Origin of the sequence: Catenovulum sp. SX2, from assembly GCF_052056295.1 — a bacterium.
GTDB lineage: Bacteria > Pseudomonadota > Gammaproteobacteria > Enterobacterales > Alteromonadaceae > Catenovulum.
On record NZ_CP182494.1, the window covers coordinates 95,041 to 115,346 of the forward strand.

The following is a 20,306-nucleotide window of genomic DNA, read 5'->3' on the forward strand; positions in this document are numbered from 1 at the left end:
TTGTGAATAGGTTTGTTAGCTCAGTCATTTGCGGCTTGTGTTTATTCAGCTGTGTATTTGTAAGCACAGCCGCGCAAATTGAAAAACAGTTAAATCTTGTTACCTCGTTAAGCTCGCATGATCCTATGTATCTTGGGCTTGAACGGTTTAAACAATTGGTTGAGCAACAAACTAATCAACAAATACAGATCCGTATTTTTGTTGGATCGCAGCTTGGTAACGATGACGATATTTTAGAACAAGCCATGCTTGGAGCGAATGTCGCTGTGTTGTCTGACGGTGGGCGTTTGTCTAACTATCAGCATCAATTAGGTGTACTAGGTGCACCTTATTTATTGCAGGATATTTCGCAGCTAAACAAACTGGTTGATTCAGATTTATTTAATAGTTGGACACAGCAGTTATCACAGCGGCATAAACTCAAAATATTGGCGTTTAATTGGTGGCAAGGTAGCCGCCATTTACTTACACAAGAGCCGATTAATACTCCGAGTGACTTAACCGGCATTCGCATGCGCACAGTTGGAGCGCCAATTTGGATTGAATCAATTAAAGCTATGGGCGCAACTGCGACGCCGTTAAGTTGGGCTGAAGTATACAGTGGGCTGCAGCAAAAGGTGATAGATGCCGCTGAAGCTCAATATAATGCAATTTATGGCAGTCGCTTATATGAGGTAACTAGCCATGTGACTAAAACCCAGCATATTCAACTGATTTCTGGATTAGTTACCAGCGCCGATTGGTTTGAATCGCTTGACTCTAAACAACAACAGATAGTGCTAACCAGTGCTAAAGCCGCTGGCGATTTTGCCACTCATCTAGTTAAAAGCAATGAAGAGCAAATTGAAAATAAATTGCGCGCGCAAGGTTTGGTGATTAAACAAATAGACATTCAACCTTTTGTCGACGCGACTGAGCAAGTTTATACAAACTTGGGTTATAGCCAATTGCGCAAACAAGTATATGAGTTGTTAGCTGATGAATAAGTTTTTCAATGCGTTAGACAAAATTGAACAACAGCTATGTGTAGCCTTATTAATGGCAATTGTTTTGTTGGTGTTTGTTGCAGCCATTATGCGCTCATTTTTTCAACCTATTATTTGGTCGGTTGAAATAGCGCAAATGTTGTTTATTTGGTTGTGTATGTTAAGTGCTGATCTGGCATTAAAACAGCACAACCATGCTGTGGTTGATGTGTTATTTAAGCGTTTTTCGCTAAAAAATCAGCGTTTGTTGCAGATGTTTTTTAGTGTGTTTGCCTTAGGGTTATTGGCCATTTTACTTGTGTACGGTATGCAGTTATTTAGCAGTAATTCGCTTAGAAAGTTAGGTAGTACCGATATTGCTTACGCTTGGGTGAGTTTGGCCATACCTGTAGGTGCTGGGCTTATGATAATTACTTTGGTGCGGCAAATGTTTCAGTTAATCGCTAACAAACAGGAACGCAAATAATGTTGTATTTATCTGCGTTTTTGTTTTTTCTGTTAATTGGTATGCCACTGGCTTTTACTTTATTAGCTGTTGGTTTAGGTTATTTTTTGTTAGCAGAGCAGCTGCCTATGGTGGTGGCAGTGCAACGCATGGTTGCTGCTAGTCAAAGTTTTCCGTTATTAGCTGTGCCATTTTTTATTGTGGCTGGCCATGTTATGAATATGTCTGGTATTACCCAAAGGTTGGTCCACTTTGCTAATTTATTAGTGTGTTGGATTGCCGGTGGTTTAGCACATGTAACCATAGTTTTAAGTGCCTTGATGGGCGGTGTTTCTGGCTCAGCCATTGCTGACGCTGCAATGCAAGCAAGAGTATTAGGCGAGCCTATGGTTAAGTCTGGTTTGCCACAAGGTTTTAGTGCAGCGGCTATTTGTATCAGCGCTTTGATCACAGCTTGCATACCGCCAAGCATAGGTTTGATTTTATATGGTTATGTGGGCAACGTTTCAATTGGTCAGCTATTTTTAGCCGGTATTGTCCCCGGTATTTTATTAACCTTCACTTTAATGTTAGTGGTGTATTTAACCGCTAAGTTTAAGTTTACTGAGCTAGATAAAAAGCATAATCACAAACCTAAATTGGCTGAGATATTGGCTGCAGGCAAAGCCTGTATTTGGGCGTTACTCTTTCCTGTTATTTTAATTGTAACTATTCGCTTTGGCATATTTACCCCGTCGGAAGCTGGCGCGTTTGCTGTGGTGTACGCTGCTTTGGTCGGTCGTTTTGTTTACCACGAGTTGAGTTTTAGCAAACTACTACAAGCTTTTGTTGATAGCATCAACGACATTGGTATGGTGATGTTGATTATTTTGGCGTCTGGCATTATTGGTTATTTAATTGCCTATGAGCAGTTACCTGTCAGTATGGCGCAAGGCATTCAAGGTATCAGTCAAAACCCTTTATTAGTTTTGCTAATCTGTCTGCTGTTTTTATTGTGTGTTGGCATGCTAATGGAAGGCACAGTGACTGTATTATTATTAACACCCATTTTAGTGCCAGTAGTGCAAAGTGTTGGCATAGACCCAGTTCATTTTGGTGTGCTTATGATGATAGTTGTCACTTTTGGTGGCACAACACCGCCGGTGGGGGTGGCTATGTATACTGTGTGCAACATAATGCAGTGTCCGCTAGACAAGTTTTTGCGTGATGCTATGCCTTTTTATCTAGCGGTTGTGGTACTAGTTGTATTGTTGGCGCTGTTCCCAACTATAGTGATGTTTTTACCTAATTTAGTTTTTTAGTAATGGATAATAAATAATGAAAATAACTGATGTTCGCGTGATTGTGTGTTCGCCTGGGCGTAATTTTGTCACCTTAAAAATTGTCACTGATCAAGGTTTGTATGGCATAGGTGACGCCACCTTAAACGGTCGTGAAAAATCAGTAGTGAGTTATTTACAAGATTACATTGCACCTATGTTAATTGGTAAAGACGCCCACCGAATTGAAGATATTTGGCAATATATTTATCGAGGTGCGTATTGGCGCAGAGGGCCAATTGGCATGACCGCACTTGCAGCAGTAGATACAGCTTTGTGGGATATAAAAGCTAAAGCTGCCAATATGCCCTTGTATCAATTATTAGGTGGACGTAGCCGCGACCAAATTATGGTTTACACCCATGCAAATGGTCGAGATATTGCTGAAACATTAGATGCAGTAGGGCAGGCAATTGATTTAGGTTATAAAGCAATTCGAGTACAGTCGGGTATTCCTGGGGTTAAAAGCACATATGGTGTTGCTAAACAAGGGCAAAAGTACGAGCCAGCAGATGCCGATTTACCGACCGAAACCGTTTGGTCAACTGAAAAATATTTAAACTTTACCCCTAAATTATTTAATGCGGTACGCGAACAATATGGTGATGACATTCATTTATTGCATGATGTTCACCACAGGTTAACGCCAATTGAAGCGGCTCGTTTAGGCAAAGAATTAGAGCCTTATCATTTATTCTGGATGGAAGATCCTGTCGCCGCTGAGAATCAAGAAGGTTTTAAACTGATCCGCCAACACACAACTACACCAATCGCGGTTGGTGAAGTGTTTAACTCAATTCACGATTGCAAAGACCTGATACAAAATCAGTTAATTGACTATATACGCTCAACCGTTGTGCATGCTGGTGGTATCAGTCAATTAAGGCGAATTGCTGATTTAGCCAGTTTGTACCATATAAAAACAGGTTGTCACGGCGCAACAGATTTATCACCTGTGTGTATGGGCGCAGCGCTACATTTTGATTATTCGATCCCCAACTTTGGCATTCAAGAACATATGCCGCATTCAGAGCTGATGGAATCTGTATTTACTCGCGCTTACCAATTTAATGACGGCTTTTTCACCCCAGGTGAAACTATTGGGCATGGTGTTGATATTGACGAAGAAGAAGCGAGAAAATACCCATATAAACGTGCTTGTTTACCGGTAAATAGATTAGAAGATGGTACTTTGTGGCATTGGTAATAAGCAGGCTCAATTGAGCCTGCCTCAAGTAAAGTAAAATAAAGGTAATCTTTGTGTACCGCTTAACTGTCAGCAGATGAACCGCGAACGACGCAAGATGAGCTGTTTTCCCACCCCCAGCCATCACCGTCTGGATCAACTGAGCTAGAGCTACAATATGGGTAGCCATTGTTGGCGTGGGTCGCTTGATTATTCGAAGACGATGTATCAACTATGCAGCTTTGGTTATTTTCCCAGCCCCAGCCGTCACCGTCAGGATCTGCCGCCGATGATGAACAAGTTGGGTAACTGTTAGAGCCACCTGAATTCGAGTTATCTACAACACAAGTTTGATTGTTTTCCCAACCCCAGCCATCGCCGTCAGGATCTACGGCTGATGATGAACAAGTAGGGTAGCCGTTGTTACCACCGTTGCCGCCACCTGTAGAGCCTGTATAAATTGACGCTAACGTACTTGTGCTACTAATACCGTTACTACCATGAATTAACGTATTGCCCCAACTAGATAAACTAGAGTTATTCCAGTTGTTGACTATATCTAAGTCAGCCGTTGAAGCATCGTTACCTGACCACGACCAACCTAAATAGCCCATTTGATATGCTTGTGCGCGTTCCATAATGGCTGCTTCGTCTACATTCGAGCCTTTATGAGTTGAGGCAAATTCACCAATAACTAAAGGTAAATTAGCGCTGTCAAAAGCTGCCATATAATTGTTTACAGCAGTGTACGAGCCATATACTTCGTACATATGTACACTAAAAACGATATTTTGTTGTGGATCGGCATTAAACACGCTTGATGCATTGTCACGCATAATATTTTGCCAATCTTGCCCCCAGTTTGGCGCGTCAACCATAAACGTGTGAGTAAAACCTGCATTGCGTAAGCGACTAATGGCAGTGTTGTGCTCGTTAACCCATTGTGATGCGCTAACATTGTTGCCAAATGGTTCGTTACCTATATTGATGATTACATAGTCTTCTTGGCCGATTAGCTGATCTTTGATGGCAATCCAATAATCTACAGCGCTTGCAAGTGTACTTGCGGCACCGTCTTCACCATAACCTGTGGTGTCGTGTACTTCTAATACCGCGATAAGATTATTATCTTTAGCTTGTTGAATAATATTGGCTACTTCGCTTGCAGAGTTATATGTCCATCTGTGGCCATTACTTAAAACCACTCTAACTGTGTTGGCGTTATACGAAGCTATTCCTTGCAACGAATTGGTTAATTGGCTTGTGTACCAAGTGTGCGCGTGGTTAACGCCGCGCATCACAAATTGACTGCCATTGCCTTCGTACAAGTTACCGTTTTGTACATAAAAACCAGCAAGTGCTTGTGACGCTGAAGTTAATCCTAGTGCTATCGCCAAACCTAAAGCTTTAACTTTCATTTTAATCCCCTAATTGTTAAATGTGAGTGTGTAGGTGTTAATGCTTATTTAATGTAACCGGTATATTTTTAAAGATCAAAATGTAAATTCATTGTAACTTAATTTACATTTTTGTTGTGTTTTATGACTGGTGTTTTTTATTTTATTGTAATTAAAACAGTATCTTGTGGGGTTGCGTATACTGAATCAAAGGACAAGTTATTAGTGTAACTTGTTTGCATTTTATCCTTGGCTATATAAATCGGCCTGCAAAATGTAACAGGCCATAAAGAGATAAATTAAAGAATTTGAGTTATCTCGACAGCTTTAATTGCAAGTGGCGTTTTTGGTGATTTTTTAAACTGAATTAATAATTTGTCTGTTGTTGGTGGCAATTCAAATTCACAAGGTTCAGAGTAGCCCCAGCTTTGTTCTACCGCTTCGTCGGTATAATACAAACGCTGGCCTAGCTGAACGTTGGGCTTGGTTGCAGCAAGTGTTTTAACTAAACAGTTTTGGTGGTGAATTCTCAGTTGAATACTATTCTCTTCAACTTGCTGTTCGCTGTTGTAGCGCAAACGCATTTGATAGCGTCCTGCAGCAACAACCTTGAGCGGAAAATCGATAATGGCGTGTTGTGGCTCTGTTACATTAATCGAATCATGTGCCCAGCCAGCTTTGTTTGCGTAGTCTATTCCCAAACCTGATATATGGCCTTCATGTGCTGCAAGTTCGACTTTGTTATGCTTTGCATGGCCAATATGTGTCGGTATTTCTGCTAGATCACGACTGGCTTCCAGGTACCAATCCATATAGGCACTGCGCATTTTATCCAGTTGGTTTTTATGAGTTGCTGCTACATCTAAGCTTTGGATTTTGTCATCTGCAATATTAAATAAACGCCATGTTTGATCTGTTTCAAATACAGCAAACCATGGGTAGTACAGGACAGATGCAGGGTTAGGAAGAATGGCTTGCTGGTTACGCCTTTGAGTGTTTCTAAAATGGTGGGTGTATAACAATCTAGGGACTATTTCAGCTGTAGGTTTTAGCATGTCACCGGCCATTGAAATGCCATCAAAATCAATCTTTTCAGTTGGCTGCAGTGACATTAAATCTAATAAAGTTGGCACTAAATCTATGTGTTGAATAGGTTGAACAACTTTAGTTTTGCCGGCCAGTTTAGCCGGATATTGAAGGTGCAAAGGCGACAGAATACCACCTAAATCAACTTTGCCTTTGTGGCCTTTTAAATTGCCATTAAAACGCTTGTTGCCATGTGGAAAAGCCGGGCCATTATCCGACATAAATACCACTATAGTATTGTCTATCAGTTTGAGCTTTTTGAGTGTTGTTAGCACTTTACCGACATTGTCATCAATGTTTTCGACCATGCCATAAATCGATGCATCTAAGTCAGACAAACCTTGTTGTTTATATTTAGCAAATAGTTGTTGCGGTAATTCAAACGGACTATGCGGGGTGTTAATGGGTAAAAAGGCAAAAAATGGCTGGTGTTGATTTTGTTTAATAAAATCTATCGCATAGTCGCTGGTCACATCTGCAATATAGCCGTTAGTTTTGATCTTATTTTGATTGTGTTCTAACACAGGATCAAAATACAAAGTTTGATGGCCATCGGAAAAACCAACAAAGTCATCAAAACCTTGGCCATTGGCGTTGTGAGGATAGTGAGCGCCATTGTGCCATTTGCCAAAAGCGCCTGTTGCATAACCCTGTTGTTTTAGCATTTCAGCTAGGGTTACTTCACTCGTACGCATTTTGTCGCCGCCACGGGTTACGCTGTACACACCGGTTTTTAATGCGTGACGACCGGTTAACAAAGCGGCTCGCGAAGGTGAACAAACAGGGCTGACTAAAAAGGTGTCAAACTGAGCGCCATTGTTAGCAATGCTATCAATATTTGGTGTTTGCACTTGTTTGTTGCCGTTTAAACTTATGTCTCCCCAACCTAGATCATCGGCCATGATAACTACTAGATTCGGTTTGTTTTGTGCAAAACAATCGACTGTATGTGCTGACAAACACACAGATAAAATAATTAAAACTTTATAAAACATAAATAGTTACACCTTTAGTATAGCTTATTTTAAATAAAACCGGTTACATGTATTACTGTGTTAAGCTAGTAAAATAACCAATAAGATAAGCTTGTTAGTGATAAATGTAAATGTTTTGTGTTTTTTAATTTTATTTTTAACATCTTTTTTGCTCGGTTATTAACTGATTTATTTTCTAGGATCTCTATTTAAATTGTTGTATTTAAAATTTTTATCTTTATTTTTGTCTAGTTTTACAGTATGTGCTTTATTTTGTCTTTTGCTGCGGGCGGCCGATTCATCGCAAAAAAACAATTTGCCAAATTTAATGTATTCGGTTACATTTTGTTGGTCTTTTGAATTTATTCTGGAGTTTTGGGTGACACAGCTAACTTGTTTTAAGGCATACGATGTTAGAGGAAAAGTACCGTCTGAGCTAAACGCAGATATTGCTTTTAATATTGGTCGTGCATTGGTGGATGAACTGAATGCTAAGCATATAGTGGTTGGCCATGATATACGTTTAACTGGGCCAGAGTTATCAGATGCGTTAATGCAAGGCATAAAACAGCAAGGTTGTGATGTTACTTTTATTGGTACTTGTGGCACAGAAGAAATTTATTTTGCCGCGCAGTCTGGCAGTTTTGATGCGGGTGTTTGTGTAACAGCTAGCCATAATCCACAAGATTATAACGGCATGAAATTTGTTTCAGCTGGTGCTAAGCCATTAGATTCTATTCAATTAAATGCGATTCGAAGTAAAGTTGAAACGACAGACTTTAATACAGTAAACAAAACGGGTAATACTTATTCGGCTGATTTTAAACCCGCTTATAAAGCTCACTTATTATCTTACATCCAACTAAACAAATTGAAGCCGCTCAAGTTGGTGGTTAACGCAGGTAACGGTGGGGCAGGTGCAATTGTTGACTTATTAGAAGATGCTTTACCGTTCGATATTATCAAAATAAACCATCAAGCAGATGGCACTTTCCCGAATGGAGTCCCTAATCCGTTATTACCGGAAAATCGCTTAAGCACAGCACAAGCTGTGGTTGAACACCAAGCCGATTTAGGCATTGCTTGGGATGGTGATTTTGACCGTTGTTTTGTCTTTGATGAAACCGGTAACTTTATTGAAGGCTACTATATTGTTGGTTTGTTAGCTGCAGCAATGTTGGAAAAATCACCAGGTGAAACGGTCGTTTTTGATCCGCGTTTATGTTGGAACACGCAGAAAATTATTGCAGATCATCAGGGTAAAGGCCAAGTGAGTAAAACTGGCCACGCTTTTATTAAAGCGACCATGCGTGAAGTGAATGCAGTATATGGCGGTGAAATGAGCGCACACCACTATTTTCGTGATTTTGCTTATTGTGACAACGGCAATATTCCTTGGTTACTCATTTGCCAATTGCTCAGTGAAAAAGACGTTGCTTTATCTGAACTGGTTCGCCGCCAACAACAAGCATATCCATGTAGCGGCGAAATTAACTTCACGGTTGCAGATTCAGCCAGCGTCATCACCAAGCTAAAAAATACCTTTGCTGAGCAAGCTGTGTCGGTTGAAGAAATCGACGGTTTAAGTCTGTCATTTGCTAACTGGCGTTTTAATGTTCGAGCATCCAACACTGAACCTTTATTACGACTCAATGTTGAAAGCAAAGGTGATCTTGAGTTGATGCAACAAAAAACTCAGTTATTAAGTGATTTGATCAAAGCTTAGTGGTTGCTAAGCAAAAATTTGTTCGTGTGTGTCGACAAGGATGTCGTAATGTAAATACGAGGTTTATATGAAATATTTATTCACCACCTTAATGTTAGTTTGTGTTTGTGTATGTGTATGTGCTCAGGAAATTAAATACACGCAAATCAAGGATGATAAAAGCCGCTACTTTGTAGAACTAATTGAGCTGGCACTTGATAAGGCACAAGCTTCTAGCCAGTTTAAATTAAATGAATCAAGCAAGAGTTTTAATCAGCAACAACAGGTTGAGCGTTTAAATACCGGCGAGTTGTCAATTATGTGGGCCGGTACACAACCTGAATATGAAAGCAACTTGTTGCCTATTCGTATTCCTTTGATGAAAGGTTTGCAAGGGCATAGATTATTTTTAATTCACGCAGAGCAACAAAATCAATTTAGCCAAGTTCATTCTATAAATGATTTACGCAAATTGCGCGCAGGCCAAGGGCGTTTTTGGGGTGATACAAATATATTAAAACACTCGGGTATGCCAGTGGTAACACCGGTTAAAAAAGAAAGTTTGTTTTATATGTTAGACGGTGGCCGTTTTGATTATTTACCTTTAGGTGTACACGAGCCTTGGGATGAAGTGCATCGTCGTGACGGTTTATCTTTGGCGGTGGAGCAAAATATTCTATTAATTTATCCAATGCCTATGTACTTTTTTGTCGCGAAAGACAATGCAGCTTTGCGTGATTTAATCGAACGAGGGTTAGAAACAGCGATAGCCGATGGCAGTTTTGATCAACTTTTTTATAACGCGCCACATGTCAAAAATGCTTTAGATAAAGCTAATTTAGCGGCCAGAACTGTTATTCGTATTCCTAACCCTAATTTACATCAGGCCACCCCGCTGGATAGGCCTGAATTATGGCTACAATTGTAAAACTATTAACTAGTCAGCGGATATATTGGCAAATTTTCCATTGGTTAATTTTTGTAAGTCGGTTGCTGCGAGTTCTATTTCTAAGCCGCGGCGACCGGCGCTCACAAAAATGCTGGTGTAGTTTTGTGCGGAAGCATCAATAATAGTGATTAAACGTTTCTTTTGGCCTAACGGGCTAACACCACCAAGTACATATCCAGTTGAGCGTGCAACATCATTTTTATCAGCCATGACCGCTTTTTTCGCACCCGCTGCTTGGGCAATTTGTTTCATGCTGAGCATAGCTGAAACAGGTACAACACCAACCGCAAGTTGTTTGTTGTCTAAACACACCACTAAAGTTTTAAACACTTGCGCTGCATCTATCCCCAACTTTTCAGCTGCTTCTAAGCCATATGACTCGCTGCAAGAATCATGTTGGTATTCGTGGATCGTATGCGAAATTTTAGCTTTTTTAGCCAAATTAATTGCTGGGGTCATTTGTTCACTTGGGTTAGTTGCATCTTTTCAGTGAGCCTACAAGCTCTTGCGAATGTACACAAGTTTCTGACAAAGGTATGCTTGTAAAATTTACCAGAAGCTACATAAACACTAAATAGTTTGAAGCGGAATAAAATGGATTGTTATCAACAAAATATATCAAGGGTTGCCTTAGTTACAGGTTCAACCTCTGGCATTGGTAAAGTTAATTAAACTCATAAAGAATTGCACCACCGTAAGTTGTTATCCCGATTAGCTTACCGACTGAGTTTACGATAATTTGTCTCAGACTATGATTAGTTGGGTGCTGCCAAACGACTTGATGGCTCAATTTGTCGACGGCGGTTATGTATTGTGTGTCTTCAACGTCGGTTAAAGTAACAGACAATCGACAAGCTGAATCAAAACATTCACTCTGCTCAGATAGATTAATAGCTACTGTTGTCTGGTTTTGTGCAAGTACACTAGGGTACATAGTGATCGCGGCCGAGTTTATATCTGCTGTATAAGCTCTAAGATTGTTGGTTAGCGAGAAAGCTACAACTTCGTGCTGACCATCGAGGTTAACATCTACCCAAGAGTAATATGATAGCCCCTCACCAAATCGACTAAAACCATTGTCCCTCCATGAGGGTAATATATTCAATTCGCCATTTTCTAATGAATAAACGCCCGTAGGAAATTTAACTGAGTCGAAATCAGAAGCTTGATAGGTTTTGTGGTTCGGGCTAATAAATAATAGTCCGTTATTAGAGAAATCAGGGGACAAAATAATTTTGCCACTTTCAAATTTACTATATAGATCGTTTACTGAAACGAGTAATTTGCCTTTCATTTTATCTATTACAAGAAAATCAGATTTAAACTGAATAACATCGATATTTTCATAACTGCCAAGTAACCTGGCATTGACTCCGCTGTACCCACTTTCGGGAGTTTCTAAATTATGTGTCCAACCTAACTGATCGTCTTTGGAAAAGTAGCTGATATTTTCTTGCGTAAGTTGATAATAATCGCCTTCAGATAAGGACAGTCTATTTGATAACGAATCTGATGTTGGTACAACACGAGAATTTATGATGGTTCGGCTATTTCTACTTTGGGTAATTTCGATTGACTGGGACGCCAAGGTGAATTGATTGTCGTTAAACTCGTAAGCTTCAGGGTCTTTGATGATTAAATCACTCGTATAAATAGGCGTGAAAATGTTGTCTTCAAATTTTGCCACAACTGTTACAGTAAGGCCTTGTAACAGATTATTTGAGCCTAGTTCATCATTGTTTGATATTTCGTGCGTGAAGATAATTTCGTTGATACCGTCTTGATCAAAATCAGAACTCGTGATGGGAGTTGAGTATTCCGCAGAGAGTTTAATTCCTAAATCTGTTACAACGTCTATCTTTTGATAATTGGTCGTGCTTTGATTTAATCCAATTGAATACCAAAGCGAACTATTTGTTCCATCATCTTGGGTTGCCTTGGCAAATAGAAGTTTTTGTAGGCTAGATTGATCTTCTAACTGCACATTTTGAAATACCTTAAAGTCCACTAGCGGTTGGCTAGGATGGGATTGTTTCGATGTTTCAGACATTTCACCATTAATATATTGGTTTTGGCTGATTAAAACTGTGTTGTCTATGTACTCCGCTGACAAGATGCTGGAACAATTGTCCGTTAATGCGTCACCAACAAAACCTCGATAGGGGATGGTTTTATCACTCATTTTTATAATGACGGGGGTACCACTATTCCAATCGTACAAGGTTTGTTTTTTTATCGCTTCGAACGCTCCATCATTGTCCAGATCACAGTATGATAAATCACCACCCCATGAATGAGTCCAAGAGGGGCTGGTTTCTATTGTCAAATCAAAAATTTTTGAATCTGTTAGTCTGTCTCTATAGCCATCACCGGTTAGGTCGACACTATTGTTGTACAGCTGATGAGTAGGGAGGGCTAGTTCTAATTCGTTGACTATTTTTGTGGTTAGTTTTCCCTTTTCAACGGACGTTAGAAACAATTCTTTGCGTAAAACATCAGGGTCATATGAGGTTGAAAATAATTGTACACTGTCATTTTCTGAGTACATGTAATGATCATAATTTGGACCTGAAAATGGTCTATACGGAAAACCAAAGTTAATATGTTGTGTGTTTAAAATTGATATTTTTGTTGTTAATGTTCCTATATAAATAACCTCGGCGCCCTGAGCTACACTACGGATGGCAAAATCAGCTTTGCCAGTTGGTGATGTAAAGGCTCTGTTTAGTTGTAACTGACCGTTATCTGTCAACATCAGTTCGCCATATGTGCTAACAAGCTCAAACATTTGATGATCTGGTAAAATTTCATTTAGGGAAGCTAAAGTAACTGGAAAGTCGGATATTTGTGTTGTATCAAAGCGAAGTGAATCTAATGAGTCTGCCTCTGTACCTTCTAATCTTGTTCCAATAAATATATATTCGAAGTATGAATACTGGTTACCGTTTAAGTCTTCTGAATCAATTTTAAGTTTATATTGGCCATCAGTTTCAAAGTTATATTCCTGATTTAATTTATTCGTTTGGAAAACGACTTCTTCGTTACTATCTATTACAGACCAAGTTATTCTTACTGGGTCGTAGTCTGAATATTTAGTGTGATTTACTTCGGTTGTTAAAGTATACCCTGTCGGAAAAATTCCACCGCAACCCACGCAAGTAGCTTTGGTTGGGCCATTATTTGATAGTTTGTCAAATGTGAAGTTTTCATAGCGTATGCTCGCTTGGTTTGAGCTGCCTAGCCCTGAAGGGTGTCCTTCAAGTCTTTCGATTAATCCGTAGTAGTTGTCGAAATTTGGACTCAGTGGCTCGAATTCTACATTTATGGCTTCTGGAATACGGCCATGAGCAATATTAAGTTTATTATTGCCAGAGTATGTATTAACTCCGTCAATTGCCATACTACCTAAGTCGCTAAAATAAATTGTCCCCGTTGTAGGGGTGACTGCGTTTGATGGGTAGGAAAAATTTTCAATTAACACTTGTTCTTGTGTGTCGCTATCTGTGAACAGAAAAGTCATAGTAGAGCTTTCTGAATAGACACTTTCTTCGAGAAAACCAGATACTTGATATTTTTTACCCGTGGTTAAATCGGTAACTGTATAGCCATCATTTGATGATAATTGAATTTGATTTACATAGCCGTTTTCAACATCGGTACCGACGAGTCGCAAATTCATTGACCCTGTTGTTGATGTAAAGTGAGAATCGCAGCCTGAATAGCCGGCAGTATAATAATGGGCAATTTTGTCGCCTTCTTTCAACTGCGCTAAAGGGTTGTGACTTTCGCCTTTACTACATGTTTGGGAGCTTTGTTGGTAATTGGCAAGTATATGCTCGGGCAGTTGGTATTGTGGCAAAATAGACTGGCCATAGAGTAAATTTAAAGCCATATCCTGCCAATATAAAATCTTGTGCGTAGTAGTTAAAAAATTACTATGGTCAATTGTCGCTGCTTTGGTTACGCCTGAGTATTGGGCAATTATGCTCGTATGACTTTGCATCGGCAAAACAGTTTCATCGATGTCGCAGTTCGCTGTACATGAATTTTCTTTTTCCGTGCTGGCTCCGCTAGTGCATGCTGAAACTAAGATAGCTATAAGTGACAGGGATAGTAATTTTTGCAGCAAGATCAATTTTGCACTACCTTGTGTTTTGAAAAACAGCGAATTTTATAGTGAAATTTGTCGATAGTAATTGAGTTTAATTTGATAGTTAGAACTTTAGTTCGATTTTTTTGTGGTATGGTAGCGACATTTGAGTGCCTATGGTTTGCCTAAACGCGTAAAAACTGGCTGAGAACTGTTAAATACTTTGTAACTAACTTCAAGATAATCTGAGTTATCAGCGTACCAGGCATTCATAGTGACAAAGTCATCCCACTGGGTTTCGCACGAAGCAAGCTATAACGGCTGTTTTAGCCGCAACCATGGCACTAACCAAAAACAGCGACAGCATAGCAGAAAAACAGCGTAAATTTTTACCTCAAATAGTTAGCAGGCAATCTGTCGCTAAGCGTTAATTAAAACAACAAGTGCTAACTTCTGGTACAGCAGGTCATTTGTTGAGTTGAGCAAATAGTTATTATTTGATCAACTCTAACAAAGGAAGCTAACTATGACAGTTAAAATCAAAAAGCCCCTATGCTTGTTAACCGGCTTGTTGATATTGCCAGCTTATGCTGGCGATAAATCCGAATGGCACTATTTAATAGATAAAAATCTCTCCCAGTTCGAATTTTGGGGCGGTATACCACACTCTAGTGTAAAGGGATTACCTGCAGGCACTTTTCAAAGTGACGATGTAACCAAAGGCACGCCGCTGGGGCTGAATAACGATCCGCTTAAAATATTTAGTGTCATTGAAGAAGATGGCCAGCCAGTTATTAAAGTGTCAGGTCAAATATACGCAGGTATTAATACCCTCAAAAGCTACGGTAATTATCATCTAAAATTTCAATTTAAATGGGGCATGCAGCGTTGGGAACCAAGATTAACCGCTAAGCGCGACAGCGGCTTGTTGTACCATTGCACCGGCGAACATGGCGTATTTTGGCATACGTGGAAAGCCTGCCTTGAATATCAAATTCAAGAAAGTGATATAGGTGATTATTTAGGGTTAAAAGGCCCTCGTGGGCAATATCGTGGTTATCAAGTTGAAAGCAGCAATAAACCAGATAAACGCGACAGTGGTTTATATTATTACGACCCAAATAGCGACAATGTGATCACAGGTGCACGTTACACCAATGCTTACATTGAAAACGATGCACCATTTGGCAATTGGAACACGGTTGAGCTATATGCAATTGGTGATGAAGCTGTGCATATGGTAAATGGTGAAGTGGTGATGTTTGTTGAAAATCTACACACAAAAACCGGCGAACCATTAACCTCAGGACAAATTCAATTTCAATCAGAAGCCGCTGAAATTTATTACCGAGATATGAAAATTCGCCATGTAAAGAAATTGCCAGCAGAAGTCGAAGCACAAATACGTCGGATTGATGGCTAGTTTATAAACTTCAACTACATTATTATTAGCTGATGCTGTATTATTCAAATCTCGATTAAAATCAAATCTATAGTGGATTCGATTGGCTAATATCGGTCAAGAATTTAACATGCACTATATTATATGTTGGTGTGAGTTTTTTATATTAGGGAAAATTATGTTAAAGAATATTTTAGTTTTAGCTTTTATCGGTTTTTTAGCTTCTTGTAGTTCAACAAGTACACAACCTGTTGCAACTGGTTTGTCGGAAATGACTTCTTCAGACCCTGAATATGGGTATAGCGAAAATAAACCAATTGAATTGGGTGGTTTCCTACGTGGTACCAAATATGAGGGAGCGCATATCGAATATTTTCAGAGTCTTCTTGGTCCTAATGGTGAAGCTGTGCAAGTTAAACGATTAGGTAGTTGTTGTCCGTTTGAAGATCCTTCGATGCCATTTGGTGGTGGGTTGCTTGATCAATACGAGCTTTCATATAAAGGTTTGCCGAAGCCTGTTGTTATTTATGTCAACTTATACAAGTTTAATAAGCCGATAGCACCGAAGGGATTTACTCTGCTATAGAATCTTAATCGCAACAATTTGAACCATATCGCCAAAAAGTTTCAAAAGCCACATAACAGTCTGTTGTGGCTTTAATCTTTACTGTAAGTCAATTTTCAATGTTCCACTCGCTTCACCAATTGGCTGAGTGGTTAATCCAGATTTTTCTAGAGTGAAATAAACGTCAAGGTTAGTAGCGTTGACTTCATCTATATCTAATGAAAACTTATCAACATTGCTGCTATCGTCAAAATCCCAAAGACTATTGTCGCCACTTTGCACATAAATATGCATCCGATTTTGTGCGCCTGTTCTTTGAGTAAATCGACTCGAACTCTGACCATCGCTTGTGTACACGTATTGTTCACTAAGGCTATGACCATTAGTCGTGTCTAACGAACTCGTGCCAAATTCAACACAATAAATTCCGCTATTTGTTTGATGATGTTCAGGGTTTATCCAATCAATATTCATTTCACCAAATGCTTCGATGCTATCACTGTATTTAGTTAGTTCGACAGTGGCTGAGGTGTAATAGCGATCGCCATTGTTTTCGATTTCATCTTTCAAGTAACGCCCCGAGATTGAAATGTCACTCTTCAATGTGTATTGAATTTCTCCAAGCTCAAAGGTGTTTGCTGTTAATTCTATTTGTTCAAAAGATGACAAGCAGTTGGCTATTTCTAGTTGATTGTCGGAATTTTTACGAATTACTAAAACTATATTGGCTGACGATGAGCCAGTAGCAATGAAGTTGTCAAAAGAATTGTTTAGCTCTGTCACCTTGGTACCAACCCAAGTTCCTTCGAACTCGTCGTTGTTATTTTCTGTTGAGTCATTACAACCTACCAAGAGTAAACCAACTAAAGTTGAAAAAATTATAGTGTTCTTCAAGTGTATGTCCTTATTTAAAGCGAATTGGCAAATGACGAGGCATCTGCTGCATGGCAAAAATTGCGCCGCATAATATAACATAAGCTAAAAATATCAGTTACTTAATAATAAACTGACATATTCCTGAATAGTCGTTCACTAAGCTAAAAGATAGTTTTTATTACATAAATTAAACAAATTGTTTTCAATTTGAGACGAATTGATTGACCCGTTATCTCCGGTTTTTTCTAGCATGTACCCGCAACACCAAATCAGGCTAACAATAAATTTAGCTAATACTTACACACATAAAAATGAGGTGACATGTTATGCGCTTAAAGCACTTAATGCTTGTTTGCTTGGTATTTCTAATGTCATTTGTTGCTAAGGCACAAATGAACATTCCTGATTTACCGGCACCGGGCAGTTCAAATTTCGCTAATTCAGACGTTTATACAGCTCAAGTTAAACAAGGCGCGGGGAGTTGGCAAACGCTACATATAAAACGCAACGATTCCCAAGACGAATTAATTACCAGTAATACCGGCGGTGTTTATAAAAATCGTTCTTTTCATTTTACGCCATTTTCGTTCGATACAAATGCAGGGGCATTAACCATTCGGGTTACGAAAAACCAAAATACCATTAGTGAAAATGTGTCGTCTGGCGCAGCTAATGTCGAGGTTGTAAACGCTGACTCAACGCCAATTAAAATTGATAACAACACAATAGAGTTCACTCTTAATCAACCTAAATATGTATTGGTTAATTTTGCTGTGGCAAGTAATAAAAACACTTATAACGGCACTGAGGTGATTAAACGTCCGCTGGCCATTTTTGCGGATGAATTAAATTCAGATAATGATGAGCCTTTTGCTAACGCGGGCGAAACTAAAGTGGTTTACGACAGCTCAACAACTTACCAAGATATGTACAACGCAGACATTATTGTTTTCCGCGGTGGCTTTCACGATGTAAAAAATCATCAAGCGCAAGGCGCAATTCCAGCAAACAATGGCAAAACCATTTGGTTGCATCCACGTGCTTTAGTCACAGGTTATATTGAACGTGCAACTGGCGGTGGTCTTGGTGATGATACTTTAGTTTATGGTCGCGGTGTTTTATATGGTGGTGATTTCCGCAATCCAGTAAACACACCAAATACAGGGCCTTATTGGAAACCAGATCAAAATAACAACAGCGGCACCGGCATGTTTGAAGCGGCAATTTTGGGTGATCGCGCAACACTACGTGGTTTAATTATTGCCGACATCATGTGGCATGGTGTGGTGATGCGTAGCGACTCTGTTATTGAAAACGTAAAAATTTGGGGTTGGCATGGCAATAACGATGCATTTCGTCCGGGCAATGGCACGCTAGTTAAAAACAACTTTATTCGCGCAGTAGACGATGCTTTATATACTCGCGCAATTGTGGCTGAAGGTAATTTATTTTATCAAAGTTACAATGGGGCTATTGTAACTTGTGGATGGGAAAATGTGGCTGATTCGGGTGATATCGTACTAAACAACAATGTTATTTATCGACCTGAATGGTCGGGTTTAGGCAATAACAATGGGGTACTGGCATCGCAAATGGGGCCTTACTCAGAGTGTAAAAATATCGAGTTTAACAACACTGAAATCTATGGCCCCATAATTGGCATAACCAATTTAAAAGAATCGAGTCGTTTAAGTAATTCAGTGTACGATCCAACCAAGCACCAAGGTACACCGGGAATACGCAATGTCACTTTTAACAATACCACTGTTTATGGTGATTTTACCGGCAAAAGTGTAATTGACCCAACCACCAATATAGTGATTGAAGATGTGGTATTTAATAACTTTAAAGTACTTGAACATAGCGCTAGTTATTTAGCTAACGCTGACCGCAGTACTTTTTTCCAAGGAGCGGGCGCTACAGATAACAGCGTTCTTAAAATTACAACTGGCAGTAATGCTGCAGTAGCGCAAGGTACTTATTTCCTTGACCATGCTGCTTCGTTAAATCGATTACGTTATCAATCATCTTCTGACACTTGCATATTAGGCACTGGCACAGGTACTTGGTTTCAATGGCAAGTGGTACATACAGATGGCGAATGGTTTCAAATTGTTCACGTAGCAACCGGTAAAGTTTTAGGCTCAGAAAACGACCTTGATATTAATTTGTACACTGCAACTTCAAGCGGCAGTGAATATCAATGGAAGTTTATTGATGAAGGTGAATACGGCCGAATTATTCATAGAGACAGTGGCCTGCGCATTCACTTTAACGAAAATGGCACCATGTTTCAGTTAGGGCCAAACACTTGGACGGGCGATAGAACTAAGTGGAAATTTACTTCAGTTAATTAATTGATTTAGGTTAATTACTAACTAGCTGAATAATTATTAACTTGGGCTGTCCGATTCGACAAACGGGTGGTAATCAAATCTGGCAGTCAATATGTGCAAAAAGCGCAAGCTTGGCAGTGAATTATTTCACGCAGCCAAGCTTTTTGCGTCCCATTCGTTATGGCTTGTTATATGTTTGCTTTGCGCGAGCCAACTATTGAAAACCAAAAGAATGCTATACCAGCCAGCACAACACCCAAAGCAGTGTGATTTGGCTCGATACTACGAATATAGATTAGCGGTGTACCTGCCATTACAAGTGATACAAGAGAATAAGCTATTTTTGGCCACACCTTTATACCGCTGATACTTTTTCGCCAGATATTGAGAAAGTAAGTACCTAATGGTATGAAAATAATTAGAAATATTTCAAAGATATACATGTCCACTAAAAACGCCTTGCTCTTCGCTGTATGTGTCACTTGTTAGCATTTACGCTGCCAAACGTTCCATTATGTAATTCTTTAGCTTTACGCCACGCATAGATACCGTATTTTCTCTAATTACTACAAAACCATTTTTTTCAAAGAAGGGTTTCGCGGTAATACTCACATGAGAGTAAACACGATCTAGGTTTGAATGCTTTAAAAGAGTGGCCATTAGCGCACTCCCAACCCCTTTTGACTGATACATTGAACCTACAAAAAAGTGGTCGATATATCCGTCGCTTTGGATATCTGCATAGCCTGCAATATTACCGTTGAATTTTGCAATATATGGTTTTATACCTTCTACCCGATCTCTCCATTTTTCAGCATTATACTCTGATGGAATCCAAGCACGTATCTGGTCAGGGGTGTAATCTCTACTGCAGACATCTCCAATTGCCGAAGTAAATACGTTAAAGAGCTCTAGCTCTACGCCCTTGTAATATGGTTGTATCGTGATCATAGAAGCTAAAGCCTTCATAATTGCATTGTATGGTTTACT

Annotated in this window: 15 protein-coding genes; 9 read left to right on the forward strand and 6 right to left on the reverse strand. The window is 39.4% G+C overall.

What is annotated here, in order from left to right:
* Positions 1 to 2 precede the first annotated feature (2 nt).
* Genes ACMZOO_RS17865 through manD form a run of 4 tightly spaced genes read left to right on the forward strand, consistent with a single transcriptional unit; the run spans position 3 to position 3,957 of the window.
* Positions 3 to 986 (forward strand): C4-dicarboxylate TRAP transporter substrate-binding protein, encoded by a 984-nt coding sequence (locus ACMZOO_RS17865; RefSeq protein WP_440906591.1) that lies wholly within the window; start codon positions 3 to 5, stop codon positions 984 to 986.
* Positions 979 to 1,452, forward strand: a complete 474-nt coding sequence (locus ACMZOO_RS17870) for a TRAP transporter small permease (RefSeq protein ID WP_440906592.1) — start codon at positions 979 to 981, stop codon at positions 1,450 to 1,452. The genes ACMZOO_RS17865 and ACMZOO_RS17870 overlap by 8 nt, the downstream gene beginning before the upstream one ends.
* Positions 1,452 to 2,732, forward strand: a complete 1,281-nt coding sequence (locus ACMZOO_RS17875) for a TRAP transporter large permease (RefSeq protein WP_440906593.1) — start codon at positions 1,452 to 1,454, stop codon at positions 2,730 to 2,732. The genes ACMZOO_RS17870 and ACMZOO_RS17875 overlap by 1 nt, the downstream gene beginning before the upstream one ends.
* A gap of 16 nt (positions 2,733 to 2,748) precedes the next feature.
* The gene (manD, locus tag ACMZOO_RS17880; protein ID WP_440906594.1) at positions 2,749 to 3,957 is read left to right on the forward strand and encodes a D-mannonate dehydratase ManD; all 1,209 of its coding nucleotides are present in this window, start codon (positions 2,749 to 2,751) and stop codon (positions 3,955 to 3,957) included.
* A 62-nt stretch (positions 3,958 to 4,019) separates the two neighbouring features.
* Here the strand turns inward: manD and ACMZOO_RS17885 are convergent, their stop codons facing one another.
* The gene (locus tag ACMZOO_RS17885) at positions 4,020 to 5,354 is read right to left on the reverse strand and encodes a cellulase family glycosylhydrolase (RefSeq protein WP_440906595.1); all 1,335 of its coding nucleotides are present in this window, start codon (positions 5,352 to 5,354) and stop codon (positions 4,020 to 4,022) included.
* Positions 5,355 to 5,632: 278 nt separating this feature from the next.
* Positions 5,633 to 7,414 carry an arylsulfatase gene (locus ACMZOO_RS17890; RefSeq protein ID WP_440906596.1) on the reverse strand — a complete coding sequence of 594 codons (1,782 nt, stop codon included), beginning with the start codon at positions 7,412 to 7,414 and terminating at the stop codon, positions 5,633 to 5,635.
* Positions 7,415 to 7,772: 358 nt separating this feature from the next.
* On the opposite strand from ACMZOO_RS17890, the gene ACMZOO_RS17895 reads away from it, so the two are divergent.
* Together ACMZOO_RS17895 and ACMZOO_RS17900 are read left to right on the forward strand one after the other, a co-directional pair.
* On the forward strand, positions 7,773 to 9,119 hold the full coding sequence (locus tag ACMZOO_RS17895; protein ID WP_440906597.1) for a phosphomannomutase: 1,347 nt from the start codon (positions 7,773 to 7,775) through the stop codon (positions 9,117 to 9,119).
* A gap of 67 nt (positions 9,120 to 9,186) precedes the next feature.
* Positions 9,187 to 10,026, forward strand: a complete 840-nt coding sequence (locus ACMZOO_RS17900; RefSeq protein WP_440906598.1) for a diguanylate cyclase — start codon at positions 9,187 to 9,189, stop codon at positions 10,024 to 10,026.
* A 9-nt stretch (positions 10,027 to 10,035) separates the two neighbouring features.
* On the opposite strand, the gene ybaK is transcribed toward ACMZOO_RS17900, so the two are convergent.
* Together ybaK and ACMZOO_RS17910 are read right to left on the reverse strand one after the other, a co-directional pair.
* Positions 10,036 to 10,506, reverse strand: a complete 471-nt coding sequence (gene ybaK / locus ACMZOO_RS17905; protein WP_440906599.1) for a Cys-tRNA(Pro) deacylase — start codon at positions 10,504 to 10,506, stop codon at positions 10,036 to 10,038.
* Positions 10,507 to 10,711: 205 nt separating this feature from the next.
* Complete coding sequence (locus tag ACMZOO_RS17910; RefSeq protein WP_440906600.1) at positions 10,712 to 14,182, reverse strand: hypothetical protein; 3,471 nt, start codon at positions 14,180 to 14,182, stop codon at positions 10,712 to 10,714.
* A gap of 481 nt (positions 14,183 to 14,663) precedes the next feature.
* Here ACMZOO_RS17910 and ACMZOO_RS17915 point away from each other — a divergent pair, with 481 nt between their 5' ends.
* The gene (locus ACMZOO_RS17915) at positions 14,664 to 15,560 is read left to right on the forward strand and encodes a 3-keto-disaccharide hydrolase (RefSeq protein WP_440906601.1); all 897 of its coding nucleotides are present in this window, start codon (positions 14,664 to 14,666) and stop codon (positions 15,558 to 15,560) included.
* Between the two features lie 157 nt (positions 15,561 to 15,717).
* Complete coding sequence (locus ACMZOO_RS17920) at positions 15,718 to 16,125, forward strand: hypothetical protein (RefSeq protein WP_440906602.1); 408 nt, start codon at positions 15,718 to 15,720, stop codon at positions 16,123 to 16,125.
* Positions 16,126 to 16,203: 78 nt separating this feature from the next.
* Here the strand turns inward: ACMZOO_RS17920 and ACMZOO_RS17925 are convergent, their stop codons facing one another.
* Positions 16,204 to 16,998, reverse strand: coding sequence for a hypothetical protein (locus ACMZOO_RS17925; RefSeq protein WP_440906603.1), 795 nt, complete (start codon positions 16,996 to 16,998; stop codon positions 16,204 to 16,206).
* A gap of 350 nt (positions 16,999 to 17,348) precedes the next feature.
* Between ACMZOO_RS17925 and ACMZOO_RS17930 the strand changes: the two genes are divergently transcribed.
* The gene (locus tag ACMZOO_RS17930) at positions 17,349 to 19,337 is read left to right on the forward strand and encodes a hypothetical protein (RefSeq protein WP_440906604.1); all 1,989 of its coding nucleotides are present in this window, start codon (positions 17,349 to 17,351) and stop codon (positions 19,335 to 19,337) included.
* A gap of 471 nt (positions 19,338 to 19,808) precedes the next feature.
* Here ACMZOO_RS17930 and ACMZOO_RS17935 read toward each other — a convergent pair whose 3' ends face one another.
* Positions 19,809 to 20,267 carry a GNAT family N-acetyltransferase gene (locus ACMZOO_RS17935; protein WP_440906606.1) on the reverse strand — a complete coding sequence of 153 codons (459 nt, stop codon included), beginning with the start codon at positions 20,265 to 20,267 and terminating at the stop codon, positions 19,809 to 19,811.
* Between the last annotated feature and the right edge of the window lie 39 nt (positions 20,268 to 20,306).

Coding starts and splice junctions, on each gene's coding strand:
- ACMZOO_RS17920 (WP_440906602.1), top strand. CDS start 15,718: ATGTTAAAGAATATTTTAGTTTTAGCTTTTATCGGTTTTTTAGCTTCT.
- ybaK (WP_440906599.1), bottom strand. CDS start 10,506: ATGACCCCAGCAATTAATTTGGCTAAAAAAGCTAAAATTTCGCATACG.
- ACMZOO_RS17930 (WP_440906604.1), top strand. CDS start 17,349: ATGTCATTTGTTGCTAAGGCACAAATGAACATTCCTGATTTACCGGCA.
- ACMZOO_RS17870 (WP_440906592.1), top strand. CDS start 979: ATGAATAAGTTTTTCAATGCGTTAGACAAAATTGAACAACAGCTATGT.
- ACMZOO_RS17900 (WP_440906598.1), top strand. CDS start 9,187: ATGAAATATTTATTCACCACCTTAATGTTAGTTTGTGTTTGTGTATGT.
- ACMZOO_RS17885 (WP_440906595.1), bottom strand. CDS start 5,354: ATGAAAGTTAAAGCTTTAGGTTTGGCGATAGCACTAGGATTAACTTCA.
- ACMZOO_RS17935 (WP_440906606.1), bottom strand. CDS start 20,267: ATGATCACGATACAACCATATTACAAGGGCGTAGAGCTAGAGCTCTTT.
- ACMZOO_RS17915 (WP_440906601.1), top strand. CDS start 14,664: ATGACAGTTAAAATCAAAAAGCCCCTATGCTTGTTAACCGGCTTGTTG.
- ACMZOO_RS17875 (WP_440906593.1), top strand. CDS start 1,452: ATGTTGTATTTATCTGCGTTTTTGTTTTTTCTGTTAATTGGTATGCCA.
- manD (WP_440906594.1), top strand. CDS start 2,749: ATGAAAATAACTGATGTTCGCGTGATTGTGTGTTCGCCTGGGCGTAAT.
- ACMZOO_RS17890 (WP_440906596.1), bottom strand. CDS start 7,414: ATGTTTTATAAAGTTTTAATTATTTTATCTGTGTGTTTGTCAGCACAT.